The following is a 20,073-nucleotide window of genomic DNA, read 5'->3' on the forward strand; positions in this document are numbered from 1 at the left end:
GCCTTCACGACCGATCGCTTTTATCCTTATATAGCTGTTTTGCAGGAAAATGTTTCCTAAACTAAAGCCGTGATCAAATCATCGGAACAACCAACTTCTCGTTTGTCAGACTCGATGATATCCAAATAATCCGCTGAGTTGGTCACTAGCACTGGGGTCTCAATATTGAATCCTGCTTTGATCAATGCATCTTTATCAAAGCTGATCAATTTTTGCCCACGAGTGACTTTATCGCCTTGCTTCACATGCGCTTCAAAGAACTCACCATTCAATTGAACAGTATCCAAACCAATATGGATCAAAAGTTCTAAACCATTCTCAGAAATCAACCCGATGGCATGTTTGGTTGGGAACAATGTCATCACTGTACCATCAAAAGGAGCCACGACTTCGCCTTTTGATGGATGGATCAGGATGCCTTTTCCTAGCACTCCTTGAGCAAAAGCTTCATCTTTGGCACTGCTTAGTGGCGCGATCGTTCCTTCCACTGGAGAAGTGATCACTTCTTTTCGAACAGTCATCGCTGGTTGTCCTTCTGCGATTTCTTCTTCCACTGCATCATCTTTCCAGAAAGCCATGGTCAAACCAAAGCCAATCGCTGCAGCGATCAAGATTCCGAAGACAGAGAACCACATGCCACTAGCGTCGCCTTCTGGAGTGATGTAGTTGAAAATGCCAAAGACCCCTAACCCACCAGAGGTGTAACTCGTTGTTCCATTAATCATCAAGAAGGCACCTGCGACCGCACCACCGATCATTGAGTAGAAGAACGGCATTTTTTTCGGTAACGTGATCCCATAAATCGCTGGCTCCGTTACACCGAAAAGCCCTGAGATAATAGCTGGTGGACATAGTGCTTTCAGTTTTTTATCTTTCAGTTTAAAGTACATCGCCATCACTACGGCTGTTTGAGCAAAGCTGGCACCAAACGTAGCTACCAAAATCTGACTATAACCAAGTTGCGTGATTTGCATAATGTGTAGCGGAACAACTGACCAGTGAAGACCGAAAATAACCAATACTTGCCAGAAGAAACCTAGCAACAAGCCATAGGCAACTGGTGAGAAGTCCATCAACGCTTCAAATCCTGAGCTCAAAAGATCCGTCAACATACTGATTACAGGTCCAATCACCAAAAACCCAATTGGCAATGCAATCAAGAGAACCAAGAACGGCACTAAGAACGTTTGGACAACAGAAGGAATGATTTTTTTCGCAAATTTTTGAACTTGTGCAGCAAAGGCAATGATAAAGATGACCGGCACCACACTGCTAGTATACGTTGCGCCAACCCACGGAATTCCTAAAAACGTTTCGTACGCAGGCAAGCCTAACAAGCTATACGGTGCAGCAGCTCCCTCGCCAGCCCCTGCAAGAAATGTGGCTTGCAAAGCAGATCCTTGAATCGTTGGGTAACAAAGCGCTGACCCGATCACGATTCCCACCATTGGATTTAAGCGAAACTTTTTCGCTGACGTATACCCTAAAATCACTGGCATAAACATGAAGATCGAATCGCCGATCGCATTGAACATCACGTAGGTACCTGTCGTCGTTGTATAATCGATCAAGCCTGTTGTACCAATAAAAAGCAACAGTGCGTTTAGTCCTTTGATCATCCCCGCCGCACACAAAGCCCCTAAGAAGGGTTGGAAGCAGCCGCTCAAAATATCGATCAAACGATCAAACAAGTTGCCACCTGAAGCTGTTTCTTCAGCATCACCACTGATTCCTGCAACATCGATCACTTCTGCATAGACATCTGGCACATGGTTTCCGATAACCACCTGGTATTGACCGCCACTCTTCATGACCGTCACGACCCCATCCATGTTCTTTAAGACTTCATCATTTGCGACGCCTTCATCCTTTAATTTAAAACGCAGGGGTGTGATACAATGCGTCAAGCTATTGATGTTCTCTTTCCCACCGACATTTGCTACGATTTTTTCTGCTAATTCACGATATTTTCCCATTTTTGATTCCTCCAATTTTTTTGTATTGAAGGTTTAGCCAACTGAATGTCACTATCCAAAATGTTTTCTTTTTTTGATTTCTTGCTGCATGGTCAGATGTCTTGAAGCTGACGTTTGATAAGAATCATTGCGAAGAAACTTTTCTTTTTTGACACCTTCTCATGAATCAAAAAATCCTTCTCCTTTCTTGTTTTTTTTCAATCAACGATTCTTTTGCACAAGTCTGGCAATATGAATCGTTAAATACAAACTTTCGTCACTGGACATTTGATACTGATACTGATTTTCTAATAGTTCAGCGATTTTTTGTACGCATTGATACGCATTTCGGTACTTCACTTTGACCATAGCCAAAAGATCTTCATCGGTTTCATCCGCATGAGGGGTATGGTTTTGCATTCTTGAGACAAAAAATTTCAAATGCGTAGTGAAGCGATAAAAATAAACGGACTCTTCATCAAAGGTTGTTTTGAAAAAATATTTAACAATGTTAATAATGTCTTGCATCGTTTGGGTTAGTTCAGCAATATTGCCTTGGTCACCCCATTCTCAGTTTGCGCATTGACGAGATGCAGAGCAATAAAGCCAGCTTCGTCATCTGGCAGCTGAATCCCGTAATGTTCTTTGATTTTTTCTACTGTTTTGCAGCCTATTTGGTACTCATCGGGGAAAAAACGCTTGATATCCCACAATAAGACATTTTTGACCGTCATTCCTTTTTTCGATCGTTCAATGGCACAGTGCATGTGATCCGTCAACGAGATGTAAATGGAATCATTGATTGGGGATGACAATTCTCGCCGAGCATACTCAATGATCTCATTGGATAATTCAAGATATTCCAGTGGTAAGTCAGCAAGCAGCTCTTGAAATTGAGATAAGATCGTCTGATTTTCTAAGCGATACACTTTATCGACCGTTTCTGAAGAAATTTCATCTCCCACTTTTTTCTTAAATGCAATCCCCCGCCCCATAACAATAATCTCGTTTTGACTTTGATCGGTAGTGATCACAACATTATTGTTTAACACTTTACTGATTTTCATCTCCTACCCCCACTTACTTTATCATTGCGGATATGGTTCATTGCTTGTCTTTATTGCTGAGCCAACAGTCAACACAGAAAAAACCTCATGAAAGCAGCGCAAATACCGCAGCTTCATCAGGTTTAGCTTGTTAAAAATCAACAATCACTATCCATTAGAACCAGTTTTATTATCTTTATCATAGCAAAGGTAGAAAGCGCTGTCAATCGTTGTTCGTTATTTTTACTGACACCTAGTACGAATCTATTGATCGTTTCTTAAATACACGAGCGATCAATTTTTATTCGTTCTTATCTTAGATAAAGACAAAACCCTTAGCGAACGAAAAAACGCTCCCCAAAGACTTGACTGATCAGTCTAATCTTTAGGGAGCCGGCTATGGTGTCATTTGTTTCTTGTTTTTCAAAAAAACCTAATCATCTTGTTTACGATAATTTTTTTTGATGTAAGGCTGGTTTTCTTGGTTCATACGGATAACGATCTTATCAAAACTATTGTCACTCACTTGTGTCGAACCATTCATTTTGATTTTTGGCTGTACTTCGATTACCTTTGGTTTATACTGCATTTTCCCTTTTGAGATCCGCTTGACTAAAAGTTCAGCAGCTTGCGAACCAATCTCATACGACGGTTTTTCAATCACAGACATTTCATGATGATAAAGTTTGTTCCAGCCTAAATCATCATAGCCCCCGATCGCAACATCTTCTGGAATCCGTAAGCCCAAGCTATAGATCACATGGATCAACGCAAACATCAACTCACTGTTTTCAGCTAGTATTGCTAAACGATAGCCTTGATTTTTTTTCAACAATTCGTTTAGTGATTCCTTACACGCGTCAAATGCCGCTTGTGTTTCTTCGATCTCAAATGCTAGTTGTTCAGGATTTCTAACTGCGATTTTAGAACTTTCCAGAAAAAGAGCGAGCTTTTTCTTCCGACTAGGCGTTGTGAGCGGTGGTGTAAAGTAAGCGACTCGATCAAAGCCTTCTGAATAAATACGTTGAATCATCTCGCCCGTCGCTTTTTCATTATCAACGATGACTGTATCAATCATCACTTCTTCGATCGTGCAATCAGCCAGCACGATCTTGACCTTTTGCTCAGTCAAGCTTTTCACGAATGCTTCGTCCTGATTCGACGACAGAATCAGCCCTTCCACTTGACGGTCGATCAACGCTTGAATTTGATCCTGCTGAGAAATATTTTTGTGATCGGTTTCAACAAGAATCACCTGAAAAGATTTTCGTATACAATAATCATTGACGCCTCGAACTAAAGCTGCTACTTCCGGGATCATGATATTGCTGACAACGATGCCGATCAATCCCGTTTTATTGTTTTTCAACCCCTGTGCTAGCGCATTTGGACGGTATTCAAGCTCCTCGATCACTTCTTCGATGCGCTTTTTTGTCTCTGCTGACATAAATTCATATTTGCCATTCAAATATCTAGAAACGGTGGTTTTTGAAACATTTGCTTTTTCTGACACCATCTTAATGGTGATTTTCTCATTTGCCATTCAATCCACGCCTTGCTTTTTACTGTTGGTCAATTATATCATGGAACCCTTGAAAAATGAACAAGGACCGATTTCGTTCGACATGGACTGTCCTATCTCAATAGTGACGGATCGTAAAGAAGCCGCTAAGTGAGCGATTTTCAAAGAACTAGCTCATTGCTTCAATGTGGCGCATTTCTTGCTGCACGACTTCATATATACTTTTTGAAAAGTCGACTTCCAACGGATAAGAAAGCAAAATATCTAACATTTGAGGCACAAAGTCTGTCTCACACAGTTCTTTTGCAAAGGCCATCGCCGCAATTTCCGAAGCACAACCAACCGTCGACCGATGCTCGTAGGAAAAAAAGCGCCACAGGGGAATCGTTTTGGTGATATGGTACATCGTTGCCCCATGTTGCTCTTCTAAATAGTGAAAAATTTCATGAGCGATCAAGACTCCTCGGATAACTTCTGGTTTAGGCAATATTTCCGAAGATTGAGTCAGCTCGGTGTAAGCAGCAATGGGTTCAGTGATCAATTCAATGGAGCGCTCCATGATAAACTGCGCAAAGACCATACGAAACTTCGTCGGTTTTCCAGATCTTTCCGTAATCGTTAAACCAAGCTTATTCGCCAAGTACCAGGCACGATCTGCCTTTTCCTGTTTTTTTAAATCAAACTGGTCGAGTATTTTTTGCGCCCATGTTCTACCACATAAAATGGCTTCTTCAATGATTTCGTTTTTTTCCTCTTCACTCACTTTATTACGCAGCATCTCGCGGGTAAACTCAAATACTCCCCAACTAAATTCGTTGATGGGCATGAGCTGTTCATACCACGTTTCTAATAATGTCAGATCAACCGTATGTTGCTGTTTTAAGAAAAACCTCTGCTTGATCATAGGGAATTCGCCGCCAGAACCATCACTTCTTCATTTGGATCTAAAGTCGACATTTCGATATCGATCAACAACATCAATGCCTCCAAATCGTTTACTGAAAAATCCATCACCCGTGGTCCGGCACAAATATAGAAATCTGGACGCAAAATCACTTCTGTCTGATAGATCGCCAAGTCATCCCACAGTTGCTCGACTGCTTGCACATAATTCTCCGCGGTGGTTTTGATGACCTTCCCTGAAGCTCGTTGTACTTTAATAAAGCCTTTTTTATCAAGGATTCGAATTGCCGGATTGTCTCCTGAAGAAACACGGGTTCCAAACACATAAAAATGCGAACTTTTCTCTAAAAGATCAATTTCGTTGGTAGGTAGCCCCAAATCGCCTGCTGCTAATTCTTGGGCTTCCTCGACGGTTGCCTCTGCTAAAAGATCCGTCGTCTTGACTTCGGTGGAACCAGTCGCAATGGCTGTGACTTTAGACGTTTGAGGATCGATTTCGATAAAGACTTCCACACTTTCTGGGGTAGCCCCACTCTCAATGGCTTTATTGATAGCCTCTGTTTTGATTGATCGCAAGTCTTCTTTCGAAGGGGAAGGAATGATCCGTTCAACGACATCTCGCACCATCGCTAGGGCGACGCCAATTGAGGAAATCACCTCAGCGTTCTCCGGAATCGAATATTTTACGCCCATTTTTTCTGACAAGTAGATAATTAATGACGAAGCGCCGCCACCAACTCCTACTAATGAAATTTGGCTTTTTTCTAATTTGTATTTTTCTGCTAAAGACAAAATCACTGGCTCTAATTTTGCATAAGAACGCTCCATGATTTGTGTCGCAATATCTTCGATCGTCGTGCCACAATAATCCGCTAATACGCCCATCGCTTTTCGAGCCGCTTCGATATTCCCATAAGAAAAATGTTCCGGTTTGATCAAGCCCAACACATTCGCTGCACACGAATTGGTGATAGTTACCCGCTCACCATTATCAAATTTGATTGCAACATAATCCGCAGGATCTCCTTCTTTCGGACTAAAGAATTCCACCTCTCCTCCTGTCCAATTGGTTGGATCAGAGTAGACTGCGTAGTCCAGACCGGCAATATGAGCAGAATGAGGTCCTACATCTACCACTCCATTAGCAGTTGCTCGAATCATGGAACCCCCTGCACAACCCGTGATCCGAACATCCAAACTGGAAATGTATGTTTCATGTCCGCCAACGACAGAATAGTCGATCGCTGGCCGTCCGTTTTTAATGACACCGATATTGGTGGTTGTGCCGCCTACTTCAAAATACACACCATTTGATGCTCGTAAATACATCAGTGAACCCATTACTGAAGCTGCTGGACCCGAGAGCATAGTCAGAACTGGTCGCTTTTTCATCTCAGCAATTTCCATAACCCCACCATCGCCGCGCATGATCATTAAAGGTACATCTACTCCCGACTCCTTCACAGAGACTTCCGTTGAATTTGCGACAGATAACATTTTAGGTAAAATGCTTGCATTGATAGTGGCCGTTCGTGTTCTTCTGGTCAATCCGTAAAGTTTCGTGATATCCGAAGCAACGGTACAGGGAATTCCTTTTTCTGTACAAACTTCCATCACTAGATTCTCAGCATCATTATTATCTACTCCAAAAGCCATACTAGCGACGATCACTTCTGATCCTTGCCTCACTAGATCATCGATCATCTCTTCCACACTCGCTTTATTCATTCCTTTGAGTTTTGAGAAGGCATTGATGATCTTAATGGATCGCTGATTTCCTAGGACGATATCGGCAATTTTTAATTGACGCTTTGCCAGAAACCCTTCGAAACCACCACGAGCCATACCGAAAACACCAATGTCAGCCACATCCCCTTCAATCAAAGCGTTCGTGGCTTGGGTGGTTGAATGAGCAACAAAAATCACACTTTTTGGGTCAATATCATTTTCTTTCATACAATTTTGAAAACTCTCGACAACGCCAGCAGCTACCCCCCGTTCATGATCATGGGTGGTCTTCACGCTGGATTTTCCTATGATCTCGTGAGTCAGATTATCGATAGCGACAGCTTTTGTATGGGTACCGCCTACATCGATTCCCATTCTAACTTTTCTTAATTCACTCATTTCCACTTTCCTCCTACATCCATAGTTGCATGATTTATTGATTAGCTACGTTTCTTCATCGACTAGTTATTCAATCCGAACAAAATGAGCGCAATGATACACAGGATCGCACTAGAAAGCCACCCAGCTGGTATCGAAAACTTCATGAAATCTTTAGAACCAACTTTATGATGTCCTAGCCCCCATGCTACCCATGACTGAGTAATATCCAAATGCTGAGGAGCGATCGTGACCACAGCGAAAAGTGGAAAAATGAATGCCAGATCCCAATTTGTGGCAGCTAAGATCACTGCCGCTACTGCGCCTCCTGATCCGACTAAGTTCAAAGGACCACGGAAAAAACCAAGGGGTGCTAAGATAGCAAATAAGATCGCAAGAGCCACGGTACTATGAGGAACTAGACCGCCAACGATTGGTTCAAAGAAAGGAACCGCGAGACTTGCAGCTGAATTAAACATAGCCAGTACTAATAAGAAACCTACCAGGGGCGCAACATCGACAGCACCATCTGCAAATTGTTTAGCTAACATGCGGCAAATATTTACGAAACCACCTTTTAATTTTCCGCAAGTCAGTAAGGCGTACAAAGCTGCCAGAATAAATGCAGGAATAATAGGAAACTCAGCAAACACAACGAGTAAGACTGGTGCGATCACAGCCACCCAAGAATACCAAGGAGCATCGCCTGAAGTTGCACCAGGTGTGGAAGCCCACGCTTTGACTTTTGATGATTTCGCACGACTTAAAGCAATATTGGCAAAAACCAATGTCACAAGTAAGGAAACGACTAGTGCGATCATGCCGAATGTGAAATAGTCGGAAAACCCATATTCCATCATGGATTGACTTCCTTCAGGTTGTAATGCTGCTAAAATACCTTGGTATTGCACAAAATTTGTTACATTGGCAAAAATTCCCGCCATGATGGAACCCATAAAAGCGAATAAAGCAATCGCTGTTGGAATACCCAACGCTTGCAAAATCGGCATAACGATCACTGCGATAGAGATTACAGGACCAATGCCCGTCATGGAAGTGAAACATAAGGCAGTAACAGTACATAAAAGGGTCATGGTGATCCGTGGTTTATCTCCACCAAGCTCAACAACCTTCCGAATCAGCGTTGCTGCGATCCCTGTATCCATCAAAATCCGACCAAAGAAGGAACCGAAGAAAATATTGACCAGAATCGAACTAGCAAAACCGGCGGGTCCTGTTTGATAAATGTTGGTGATCGTATCGACAAAATTCAAAGCTGTTAAATCCGGACTCAACGCATTGCCAATAAAAGCTAAAACGGTCCAAAGTGTTGCCATAATGAAGAAACCTACCATCAGGTTGAACCCTTTGACGCAGTACCAAACCATTCCTAAGAAAGAAACGATCATTAAAATACCAATTATAATTTCTACCATAAATTTCCCCTCATCTTTCCATTTGAACTATTTTTTGTTCATAGATCGTGTTGCAAGTTTCTACGTTTGCTACTTTCCCTATTCTCGCTGAATGCGACCTTTGTCATGAAAAAAACGGCTAAACTTGTGACCATTCCCCACGTTTGCTTTCCTCCTCTTTTTTGTTAACCGTTTTAGTTAACCGGTTAACAAAGAATTTAAAAAAATAAAACAACGAATGATTTCTCGTGTTTATCCACTCGACTATCTTTGAGCTCTCAATACATTCCTTTTCGCCCCCTTCTCGATGGGACTGCCTTTATTCCAATCACCCTCCACAATCCTCTCTCGTTGGTTGGGTTCTTCGTAAAAGATAGGCTCAGGATACTTGCCTTTTGCTTAGAGCAGCTTCCCCCATATATCTAGTCTATAATTTGACCCTCCTATTTGCGCAAAATTTCACATAGAGCTCCTCTGCCACTCGCTTGACTGCGCGTGATTCCTAATCTTAACCGAAATGTCTCGCGACCGTTTGATCCGTTTGGATGTCTAGGAGCTAGTTGCTTTAATGTCTACATGATAGCAAAGGGTGAAAACGCTGTCAATCACAAATAGAAATTTTTTCCTCCATTTGTTCAATTTATACAAAATAGACCTTAAAATACCTAGGCGGTATTTTAAGGTCTATTGGTCGTTTAAACTTCACTTGCCTGCAAACGGTACATATCGGCATACAACCCTTTTTGAGCCAAAAGTTCATCATGGGTGCCTCGTTCGACGATCGAGCCTTTATCAAGCACCAAAATCAACTCGGCATCGCGGATGGTAGACAATCGATGGGCGATCGCGATCGTGGTTCGCCCTTGACGCATATTTGCCAACCCTTCTTGGATCAGCCCTTCTGTTTCAGTATCGATATTGGCAGTCGCCTCATCCAAGACCAGCACTTTCGGATCGGTCACCATGGTGCGGGCAAAGGAAATCAATTGCCGCTGCCCACTTGAATAGCTGGCGCCCCGTTCAATCACTTTGGCGTGGTATTTACCAGGTAATTTTTGAATAAAGGCATCTGCTTGAACAAATTTTGCTGCTGCTTCGATCTGTTCCTCACGAATGTCCTGATTCAATAAGCGAATATTGTCAGCGATGTCCCCATAAAACATGAAGGCGTCTTGCAATACGAGTCCGACTTTTTTCCGAAGCTCTTCCATCGTAAAGTCGCGGATATCTTGATCATCGATCAAAATTTGCCCTTCCCCGAATTCATAAAAACGCATCAACACATTGATGATCGAGCTCTTGCCACTTCCTGTGTGACCGACTAAAGCCACGGTCTCACCTGGATAGGCGATGAAAGAAATATGATTCAATACGTTGTTTTTTCCATCATAGGAAAAACTGACATTGCGAAATTCGATTTTTCCTTTGGTGATGGTTTGACTAGCATCGGGGTTTTGCTGGGGCGTGTATTCTTCGTTATCCATAATCTTTAGAATACGGCTGCCGGCGACCATCCCATCAGTAAAGACGCTGAGAAAATCCATCATCTGTGTCATGGGATTAAAAAATCCTTGAATATAGGTCGTAAAGGCGAAAATCAATCCGACTTCAATGGGCGATTCTAAGGCATCAAACCCAAAGACCGTCAACGACAAGGCGATCGCTAAGGCATACAACAAACTAATGATTGGTGATAATAGCAGCGCATTCGTGCGGATCATAGCGTATCTAGTTTTCAAATAATCATCGTTGGTCGCTTCGAATTCTTCATTCAGCCGCGCCTCTTGACGGAATTGCTGAATGATCTGCATACCAGAAATCGATTCATTCAATTTCGTATTCAGCTGACTCAGTTTTTCCCGCATTTGACGATAGATACGAGAGCTGAATTTTTGATAATACCAGATGACTACCATTAGGATCGGCAGAAAAATCAAGTTCAGTAAGGCAATTTTGACGTTGATGCGGAACATGGCGGCAAAAGAAGAAACCACCGCAAAAATTCCTGTCAATACCATCAAGAAGACATACCAAAATTCATACAACGTTTCTGTGTCGTTGCTGACCCGTGAAACGATCGAACCCGCTGGCGTCTGATCGAAATAGCGCATCCCAAGACTATGCAATTTTTCAAATAATTTTGCTCGAATATACTGATAGGTTTTTAAAGAACCCATCGAATAAAGGAACCATTGGAAAAACCAAATCACAGCTTTTACCAACACCCCAAAGAAATACAATGCAGCAAAGAAATAAATGACTTGCTGGGTCGCCGTTTGATTGGTCAAATAATTATCCATAAAGGTTTGAATGATCAAAGGCAACAGGATATTGACGATCGATAGCACAAAAGCAAAAAAAATCGCTGCATAGAAGGTTTTTCGAAATGGCTTGGCAAAAAGAAACATTCGTTTGATGATGTTTTTTTGCTCTTTAAAGGGAATCGATTTACTCCATTCTGATTCTTGCATTAGGCTTCACTCCCTTCGATTTTGGCTTCTAGTTGCTGTTTGTCCCACATTTTTTTATACCAGCCATTTGCAGCCAATAATTGTTCATGGGTCCCACGTTCACTGATTTTCCCATTGTCGATCACCAGAATTTCTTCTGCATGCTTAACACTACTTAGGCGGTGGGCAGCAATGATCGTTGTTTTATTCTGACGGAACGTCCGCAACTGTTGTAAAATAGCTTCTTCTGTTTTGGCATCTACTGCTGAAAGGGCGTCATCTAAAATCAATAATTCTGGATCAGTGATCAAAGCACGGGCAATGGATAAACGCTGTTTTTGTCCACCAGAAAGAGAAACACCACGTTCCCCCACCATCGTTTCGTACCCTTCAGGAAACTGACTGATATCCTCGTGGATCACTGCCAATCCAGCAGCTGCTTCCACTTCTGCTTGAGAAGCCCGTGGTTGCGCAAAGCGGATATTGTCTCGAATCGTCATGGAAAATAAGAAATGATCTTGCGGAACATAACCGATCGACCCCAAAAGAGCATTCAAGGAGTATTGCTTGCTGTCAATGCCCCCGAAGGTGATCGCCCCGTCAAATGAATCATACTCTCGCAACAAGAGCTTCATCAAAGAGGTTTTTCCAGCACCGGTTTTCCCGACGACACCTAGTGTCTGACCTGCTGGTAAAGTAAAGTGGATGTCTTGCAGAGCAAAATCATCTCCTTGATAGTGAAAATCATTGATTTGAACGTTCACCGTTCCTTGAGCTGGGGCATCGACCGCATCTTTGGCTTCAATGATATGGGTCTTTGCCGCCAACAATTCGGCAACCCGATCATAACTAGCATTGCCTCGTTCCAGCACATTAAACAGACGTCCGATGGCAAACATCGGCCAAACTAACATACCGATATAACTGATGAAGGATACCAATTGACCGATCGAGATGGTACCGTCCATAACATAATTGCCGCCGACGATGATCGTCAGCACATAGGAGATTCCGATGATGATCGTAATAAACGGATCAAACAAGGCATCCAGAAAATTGACTTTGCGGTTTTTGATGATGGCATGGTCGATTTTGGTTTGAAAATCAGCGATATCCTCTTTTTCCTGTCCAAAGGTTTTGATGACTTTCATCCCAGTAATACTTTCTTGGGCTTTGTCGTTGATGGAAGAAAATGCTTCTTGCGAGTCACGAAACGCATCATGCAATTTGCTGCCAAGAACCCGTGCCATGACTGCTAAGAAAGGCAGCGGCAATAGAGCAATGATCGTTAACCGCCAGTCGATAAAGAGAACCATCGCAATGATGGTTGCGCCTCCCGAGATGAAGGAATCGGCAAAGGTCAAGATCCCTGCCCCTGCCACATTTTGGATGGCATTCAAGTCATTGGTGGCATGGGCCATCAAATCACCTGTCCGATGCTTTTGATAAAACAACTGATCCATCCTTGTAAAATGTGCAAATAGCTGTCTGCGTAACGTTTTTTCTAGCCGAGCGGCACTGCCCCAGATATGCGTTCGCCAGACGAAACGAAACACGTATTGAGCGATGGCTGAAGCAATCAAGATCATGACCCAAAAAAAGATCGTCTGCATCGAGATCTCTTTTTCCGCAATCTCATCGATGATGATTCCGATAACTTTGGGAGGTGCCAACTGTACCAAGGCGACCAAGACTAAAGAGCCTACGCCTAACAAATAATGTTTCTTTTCTTGTTTAAAAAACCAACCTAACTTCCTAAATATTGACATAACACTCTCCATTTCTTTATGACCTGTTGCCTAAATTTTGCGATTTTTCCGAATATTCATTGGATTCAGATTCGATTGCTACCCCGCTATTTACAGAACGTAAACAGAAAAAGCAGCCTGGGGACATTTTTTATTCGTTGTTGCGTTTTGCCGCAAGAAAAAGCGAGCTGATAAAATCAGCCCGCTTCTTAGAAAAAAACCTACTTTTGGTTTTTCATTTGCTGCATCATCTGACGAATTTTTTTCTCAGAAGGTTTTTGACCCATTGACATCATCATCGAGCGAAGCATATCCTCATTAACGGGAGGATTTTTCTTTAGATAATCTTGCATATATTTACGCGCCAAAAAGAAGCCGCCGACAGCGCCTAGTAATGCTGCAACAACAGCGATCACGATTACGATTCCTACACTAACCATTCGAAAACTCTCCTTTCTCTTGTACTCTCAATGAATCATTTTACTAGAAAAAAACACAAAAAGAAAGAGTGAAAGCTGGATTTATCCAAAAACTTTCACTCGTTTCCTCAACTTAATGCGACATCTCTTTTGTTGAATAACCAATTTGTTAAAAGGTAGATTAAAACACTGTAAACAAGGATCCCGATCGCCATTTCCCAATAGCCCAATCCCGGATCAAAAGCAGTCATCTGCATGTCAGGACTATTTAATACACTCGGTATCTGCTCTTTGATATTCATAAAATTAAATGGATTCCACTTCAGCCATGGGTATTTTTCTTGCGCAAAAAGCATGATCGAGTTGATGATACTGCTTCCAAACAACATACCCAAGCCTAACCCTACCGCCAGGCTTTGAGAGCGAATGACGGCTGAGATAAAGAGGGTCAATGCAATATAAAAGACGATCAATAGCAAGTTGGTTCCCGCAAAAACAAGGGCAACGAGAATCGCCGCTAGCCCGTTGTAGCCAGTAGCAGCAAAAGGTGATTCAGCTGCTAAAAATAAATTGGCAGCTGCTAAACTACTGATCAGTAAAACAGCGGTCCCTAACAGCGCAAATAAAAACGTGTTGATGGCTTTTGCTGCTAAGATTTGGCTTCTGGAAAAAGGCCGAATCAATAAGAACTTGATCGTTCCTCGACTGAACTCTTCCGCCACTGAAGAAGCCGCCACAATCACTACAAATAAGTTTAAGAACGACGTCATATCGCTTAAAGAAGCAAATAAATCATTGGCACCAATTTCTGGACTACCTAAGCGTACAACATAGGTCAAGCCAAACGTCATTAAAACCAATAAAAGCAGCATGATCCAAGTAGAACGCTTTTTGGTTAATTTGATCCATTCATTTTTAATCAATGTCAGCATGCTTACAAACCTCCTTCTTCGGTCCAAGCCAAGAATGTATCTTCTAAAGAAGATTGCTTTGTCCGTAGTTCTTTTAAGCCGATACCCGCCGTCACGATCGCTACAGCGATTTCAGAACGCTGATCTGTTTGCAACGTGACTTGCAATTCGTCTTCTACGTGCAAGACCTCGACGTCAAAGGAAGCTTTTAACAGTGCTTCTGTTTGCAAGTTATCATCAGTTTTGATGATCAACACATTTTTCTCTGCTTTCAACTCTGCCATTGCTACTTGATGGGTGACTTTTCCTTTTTGCACCACGATCAAATGATCGGCAATTTGCTCGATGTCGCTTAACTGATGACTGGAAACTAAGACAGAAACTCCTTTTTCTCTCAAAGAAAGAATCATTTCTCGGAACTCCCGCATGCCTTTAGGATCCAGCCCATTCATCGGCTCATCTAAAACTAATAGATCTGGTTGATGGACCAGCGCCTGGGCAACACCTAAACGCTGACGCATCCCTAATGAATAGGTTTTGACTTTTTGATGGATATGTCCTTCTAAATGCACCTGACGGATCAGGGCTTCTAGCTCAGAGGCTGTGCCTTTTTTCTTCGCCATACGCTGATACTGCATCAAATTCTCATAACCGGTCATATAATTATAAAACTCAGGATTCTCAACGATCGCTCCGACTGAGGCAATCGCTGTTTTAAAAGAAGAATCCAATAAATTTCCCATAATGGCAATCGATCCTGTGTTGTGCTTCATCAAGCCAACGATCATTCGGATGATCGTCGTCTTCCCAGCCCCATTGGGCCCTAATAAACCAACGACTTGTCCTTGGTCCACCACAAAGGAAACATCATCAATGATTCGTTTGGTTCCAATCAATTTGGAAACATTTTGCAGTGCTAATACTTCTGTCAAAGTTACCCCTTCTTCCTAACACCATTTCTGCAACGATTTTAAATAAAAAACGTTATGATAATATGTATACCATGCCATCTCTGTAAAAAAAAGTCAAGAAGCGAAAAAGGAACATCGGTGCTCCTGTTTTTGCTTCTTGACAACTTCGTTTATCACTGATGCTTTTCACGTTTGCCCTATTGCTGCTAGTGAAAAGCTTGGCAAAATTATAAGTTCTATTTGCTCGATCTTATAGATGGCTCACTCCGTTTGGGTGAATGCCAGTTGGGCGAACGCTGCCTTGTTCTTGGCACTTCTGATCTGTTTGATCACTTGCTTGAGCTGTTTCCACTCCTTTGCGCTTGGGTGACCATTCCAATAAAAGAGGTAAGGCTGTTCTTCCTCGGAAAATTCCTGATGGATCGGATAATCGCTGATCACCAAATCTGGTTTTTGAGACAGCGAATAATGGGCCATCGCTCGATGCGTGGCATTCATCAAGCGGTTCTTGATCCAAAGCTCTTGCGTTTTTCCGTATTTCGAATGGATCGAGAACGTGACCGGCTGTTCATATTTGATAAAAATAACTCTCAGTAACATACAGTATTGAAAAATCAAACGATCATTCATTTGCAGTAATCTACGCAACGCTGGTAAAGAAACAGTCGCTTCCCAAAAAAACCGTTTCATGGTTGGATAAAGCACTGGAAAAGCGGCTTGCAGCTCTTGCTCGTCGGTTGTTTTGCCAAAACTATCGCTTTTTTGTCGCGTACCAAAACAGCCAGAGGCGGAATGGATCATGACCAGATTAACCAGTAAATAGTTTTTTTCGGCTTCTGTAAACGTCAACCGAAAATACACGGCTAGTTTTTCAACGAGCTGCGCTTCTTGCTGGTACTTTGGCTGAGTCAGCCACGAGATGTTAGCAGCATCGAGATCCTCCTCAAGATAGGTGTTCATTACCCCAAACATATAATACAAGAAGCTGCGTTCAACCTCCGAAATTTCAGAAAACGGCAGATGATTCCTGTGAATCAATGGGTTCAAAAAGACCTGATCAAACTGTTTTTTTCAATTAATGGGTGCTCAAAGGTCAGTACTTCGTTTGGTAAAAACGAAAGCGGATGCTTTTGATGGATTCTTTGCACGGAGATAGCGAATAGATGAAGAAATTTATCGATATCGATTTTTCTCATATAAGAAGCATGGGTTTCAAACAACGCTTCAGCCTGCTCTTTCTCCTTGATCGATGCCAAGACTTGTGAGTCCTTCTCATCAAAAATTTGCCAATAGGTAAGATGATAAAAATAGCGGATCGCATATTCAGCACCTGCCAAAGGATCACCTTTTTTTAAACTATAGGACAAATGATAATTCGCCAAAACATGATTTAACTCCTGCAATTTTCGTTGAATCGTGCGGGGACTGCTAAAGATTTTGTGGCTGAGTTGTTCAAGGGAATGATAATCCCCCTGAAAGAGTGCATCCAGCAAGATAAACCCAACGGTTCCCTGCAACAATACACTATAGGCTTGACTCATTAGGAATCGTGGAGAAAAAGCAATCGTCACTTCTTTCTCCAGTCGATCATAGGTCAAAGTAAACTGAGGATAGCGTGCGCGAAACACCTCTACTTGCTGAACGATCGACTGCATTTTGGTGGTTTTCCTATCGAAAACACCTGAGAGCTCTTTAATTGTATAGTCTTCCTTGTTCGTTTCGTAACAATAACTTAGAAAAGCATAAATTTGTTTTTCTGTCGCATCCAAAAGTGCGTGTAACATGAAATTTCCCTCGCTTGTATAATCAGCAAACGCTGTTTTTATCCTAAATTTGTCATCTTACAAAATTGTAAGCTGTCAGTGTTTGGTGATGGTACCACCGTGCGCTCTTTTCTGTCAAATCACTTTTAACAAATTTTCCTTTCGTTATCTGTATATTTTCATAAAAAAAGTCTGACGCCTCAAAACGATCGTCAGACATTTTGTTAAAAACGGTAAAACAAAACGTGATTGTGCTTTCTGGGGAAGAAAATTCCAATCGTGGGTTATCAATTCTCTCATTATCCTCGGATTTTTTCTTTACTGCCTCTCATCAGAAAATAACTTTCGATTCAGCCAGTAAAGGAAGACAGTAAGGATAACCACGCCTAAACCAAAGAGTAAATAGTGAATACTCGTATTTTTGCTGCCGGTTTTCGGTAGTACAACTCCATTGACCTCCTTAGCACTGCTTGTCTCCGTACGTTGTTCCTGTTCCATTTTCACTGAAGACGATGCTTTAGCGAGTTGTTTGCCTGTGGGATCATTAGAGGAAACACTTCGCTTGCTTGACTGACTTTGGTTCGGCGCTAATTTATTTGGTTTCGTTTCTGCATCTGAAAGATTCTCAGATGCAGCTTCACTAACGGTCGTTGTTCCTATTGTTGCGGTGGTTTCTCGACTCCTAGTTATCTGAGTCGATTCACTCTCACTGACTGGTTGGGTGTTGAAGTTTTCTGACTCACTTGCATTGTGACTACTTTCGATACTTTGAGAATCCAGACTTGTGTTTTCCGTAGTAGACGTCCTTGGATCCGTCGATTGAGAGTCGCTAAATTTCGGTTCGATACTACTAAAGGAAGAGCCTGTTTCTTCAGACACCTTAGAGCTTGCGCTTATCTCAGAGTTCGTGCGCTCACTAGAGCTCGAGGGTGTTATTACCTGCCATTGACTAGGCTTCAAGTTTTCAGTAATCGTTGTTTCACCGTCATAAATCACAACTAAATCTACTTTATCCACACTTTTGATCTCATCGATGGCCATCTCAGCATAGATCCTTAAGTAGTTTTCAACACCTGAAAACCAATCGACATTTGTTAGATACGTTTCACCAATCACCTTTTCACTGTGTCCATTGCCATCCCAACCATAAGTTAAACGGATACAAACGTTTTCTGAAGTCAGCGTTTTGTTCGGCCGTACCGGGATCGTAATGACTTTCAAGGCTTCATCATAGATCACTCGGTTCGTTTGAACAGAAAACGATAAATTCCCTCCGGCTCGTTCTTTTGCTGAAGAATGATCGAAACCAAACACCAGCAGCAATAATCCCGCTAACAGCAAAATCAACACAATTCCAACCAGTTTTCTCATTTTCTCACTTCCTAAATGAATATTTCAAGATAACTTGATAAGGAAATTATAATGAATTCTCAGAGAAAACATGCGCCGAAAAAAAAAAGGAAAGACCCAATAAAATGGCATCTTCCCTTTAAATAAGTCTTTATTAATTATTCTTCCAAGTAAATAAACTGCCTCCAAAATGTCAGTTTCTATCTACCTGATAAATTTACTCCAACTTAACTTCAATGCGCATCCTGCTAAAACCATTCCTATTGCAATCCATAAATGATTAGACGATTCATTCGTTTGAGGAAACTGCTGTTTTTCTGATTGATTATGCAAATTATTTGATTGGGATACCTGCATGTTCCCAGGGGTTGAACTTTGATGTGTAATCGCTCCATTATTACTAGAACTACTCCCGTTATTTGATTCTGAACTACTAATCATACTGCTTTCGCTACTTTGGTCCGTACTGCTACTTGTACTACTTTCACTACTTGGTTCCGTGCTGCTACTTGTACTACTTTCACTACTTGGTTCCGTGCTGCTACTTGTACTACTTTCGCTACTTGGTTCCGTGCTGCTGGACTCTCCTGGTTCACCGGTTCCGCCACCACCGCCACCATAGCGTGGCGTATAGCCAGTAATACTGCTTGTTCTTGGCACATCATTGACCAAAGCATCAAGGATGCCCCGATTGGTATATTGTTCCAATGAACCATCCGTTTCTGTTTTGTAGGTAATGTAGATCCGTTCCTCTGTATCCCGCAAAGGAATTTCAAAGGATCCGTCACTATTTAAAACAATCGGTACTTGCTCGACATACGTTGGGTTGGAAACGCTGGGTCCATAGACCACTCGAGCACTCGTACTGACTAAAGTCTGATGAGGACCTAAAAAGTCAATAAACGTTCCATCTTTGATCGTCACTTGGTCCGTGTCAAACGAGTTGATATACACTCGCCAATCAATGATTCGTTTGGGTTGTTGCGTACCTAAATACAGTCCTTGTTTGGTGAGTAAGGCACCCTCCCCTGAATCATCCACTGCTTGAATAAAAATAGGCACCGATTGCGTCCCATTTGCCGTTTCAAAGTTGATGTTGTTGATCTGGTTTTCTATCACGTCATCACTGAACTTTGTCCAAAAATAAAAGTCCCCATGTACATTGGTATTTTGTTCGACAAATTCCGTGAAAACAAAGGTCAGCTGATTGCCAACTTGGGTAACATTGACCACTAAGTTGTTATTTTCATCGTATAAAGCATACGTATTATTAACGCCTTCAATCTCAGCTGGCAAAGTGACGGTCGCTTTGTCACCTGCTTTTAAATCACCTAAGTCCTCCAAACTTCAGGTCATATCTATTTTAAAGGAATCATCCTTTTCAATACTTGTGATGACCTCGTTGTGGCTATTAACGATCGATACATTTGTGATCAGCTTGGCACCCACATCGGTTTCCCCATAAACTACCCGCATACCAGCAAAAACAGGAATCAACAGCAGCAAGACAGCAAATGCTTTTCCTAAACGTTTGATCATTGGTTTCCTCCCTTAAGTGATCGCTTAGCTAAACC

General features: G+C 42.1%; 13 protein-coding genes and 2 pseudogenes. All 15 read right to left on the bottom strand.

Features of this window, described 5'->3' with window-relative positions:
* Positions 1 to 56: 56 nt before the first annotated feature.
* Positions 57 to 1,976, bottom strand: coding sequence for a beta-glucoside-specific PTS transporter subunit IIABC (locus IGJ05_RS04510; protein WP_438725051.1), 1,920 nt, complete (start codon positions 1,974 to 1,976; stop codon positions 57 to 59).
* 201 nt (positions 1,977 to 2,177) lie between these two features.
* Positions 2,178 to 3,022: pseudogene (gene licT / locus IGJ05_RS04515) on the bottom strand (BglG family transcription antiterminator LicT).
* A 412-nt stretch (positions 3,023 to 3,434) separates the two neighbouring features.
* Positions 3,435 to 4,544 carry a LacI family DNA-binding transcriptional regulator gene (locus IGJ05_RS04520; RefSeq protein WP_225001317.1) on the bottom strand — a complete coding sequence of 370 codons (1,110 nt, stop codon included), beginning with the start codon at positions 4,542 to 4,544 and terminating at the stop codon, positions 3,435 to 3,437.
* A gap of 148 nt (positions 4,545 to 4,692) precedes the next feature.
* Positions 4,693 to 5,427 carry a hypothetical protein gene (locus IGJ05_RS04525; RefSeq protein ID WP_081116554.1) on the bottom strand — a complete coding sequence of 245 codons (735 nt, stop codon included), beginning with the start codon at positions 5,425 to 5,427 and terminating at the stop codon, positions 4,693 to 4,695.
* The gene (locus IGJ05_RS04530) at positions 5,424 to 7,553 is read right to left on the bottom strand and encodes a hydantoinase/oxoprolinase family protein (protein ID WP_266166901.1); all 2,130 of its coding nucleotides are present in this window, start codon (positions 7,551 to 7,553) and stop codon (positions 5,424 to 5,426) included. Before IGJ05_RS04530 ends, IGJ05_RS04525 begins: the two co-directional genes overlap by 4 nt.
* 62 nt (positions 7,554 to 7,615) lie before the next feature.
* Entirely contained in the window at positions 7,616 to 8,968 is a 1,353-nt protein-coding gene (locus IGJ05_RS04535) for an SLC13 family permease (protein ID WP_266166900.1), read from the bottom strand.
* 674 nt (positions 8,969 to 9,642) lie between these two features.
* Entirely contained in the window at positions 9,643 to 11,418 is a 1,776-nt protein-coding gene (locus IGJ05_RS04540; RefSeq protein ID WP_266166899.1) for an ABC transporter ATP-binding protein, read from the bottom strand.
* Complete coding sequence (locus tag IGJ05_RS04545; RefSeq protein ID WP_042890950.1) at positions 11,418 to 13,166, bottom strand: ABC transporter ATP-binding protein; 1,749 nt, start codon at positions 13,164 to 13,166, stop codon at positions 11,418 to 11,420. The genes IGJ05_RS04540 and IGJ05_RS04545 overlap by 1 nt, the downstream gene beginning before the upstream one ends.
* Before the next feature lie 200 nt (positions 13,167 to 13,366).
* Positions 13,367 to 13,585: a YneF family protein gene (locus IGJ05_RS04550; RefSeq protein WP_005235432.1), complete on the bottom strand. Its 219-nt coding sequence runs from the start codon at positions 13,583 to 13,585 to the stop codon at positions 13,367 to 13,369.
* Between the two features lie 107 nt (positions 13,586 to 13,692).
* Positions 13,693 to 14,496: an ABC transporter permease gene (locus IGJ05_RS04555; protein WP_167822441.1), complete on the bottom strand. Its 804-nt coding sequence runs from the start codon at positions 14,494 to 14,496 to the stop codon at positions 13,693 to 13,695.
* 2 nt (positions 14,497 to 14,498) lie between these two features.
* On the bottom strand, positions 14,499 to 15,407 hold the full coding sequence (locus tag IGJ05_RS04560; RefSeq protein ID WP_266166898.1) for an ABC transporter ATP-binding protein: 909 nt from the start codon (positions 15,405 to 15,407) through the stop codon (positions 14,499 to 14,501).
* Between the two features lie 240 nt (positions 15,408 to 15,647).
* Positions 15,648 to 16,367: a hypothetical protein gene (locus tag IGJ05_RS04565; protein WP_266166897.1), complete on the bottom strand. Its 720-nt coding sequence runs from the start codon at positions 16,365 to 16,367 to the stop codon at positions 15,648 to 15,650.
* A 62-nt stretch (positions 16,368 to 16,429) separates the two neighbouring features.
* Positions 16,430 to 17,170, bottom strand: coding sequence for a helix-turn-helix domain-containing protein (locus IGJ05_RS04570; protein WP_438725053.1), 741 nt, complete (start codon positions 17,168 to 17,170; stop codon positions 16,430 to 16,432).
* Between the two features lie 297 nt (positions 17,171 to 17,467).
* On the bottom strand, positions 17,468 to 18,520 hold the full coding sequence (locus IGJ05_RS04575; protein WP_266166895.1) for an LPXTG cell wall anchor domain-containing protein: 1,053 nt from the start codon (positions 18,518 to 18,520) through the stop codon (positions 17,468 to 17,470).
* Positions 18,521 to 18,703: 183 nt separating this feature from the next.
* A pseudogene (locus IGJ05_RS04580) lies at positions 18,704 to 20,038 on the bottom strand (Ig-like domain-containing protein).
* Positions 20,039 to 20,073: the final 35 nt, after the last annotated feature.

It is taken from the genome of Enterococcus sp. AZ167, from assembly GCF_051714025.1.
Lineage (GTDB): Bacteria > Bacillota > Bacilli > Lactobacillales > Enterococcaceae > Enterococcus_D > Enterococcus_D casseliflavus.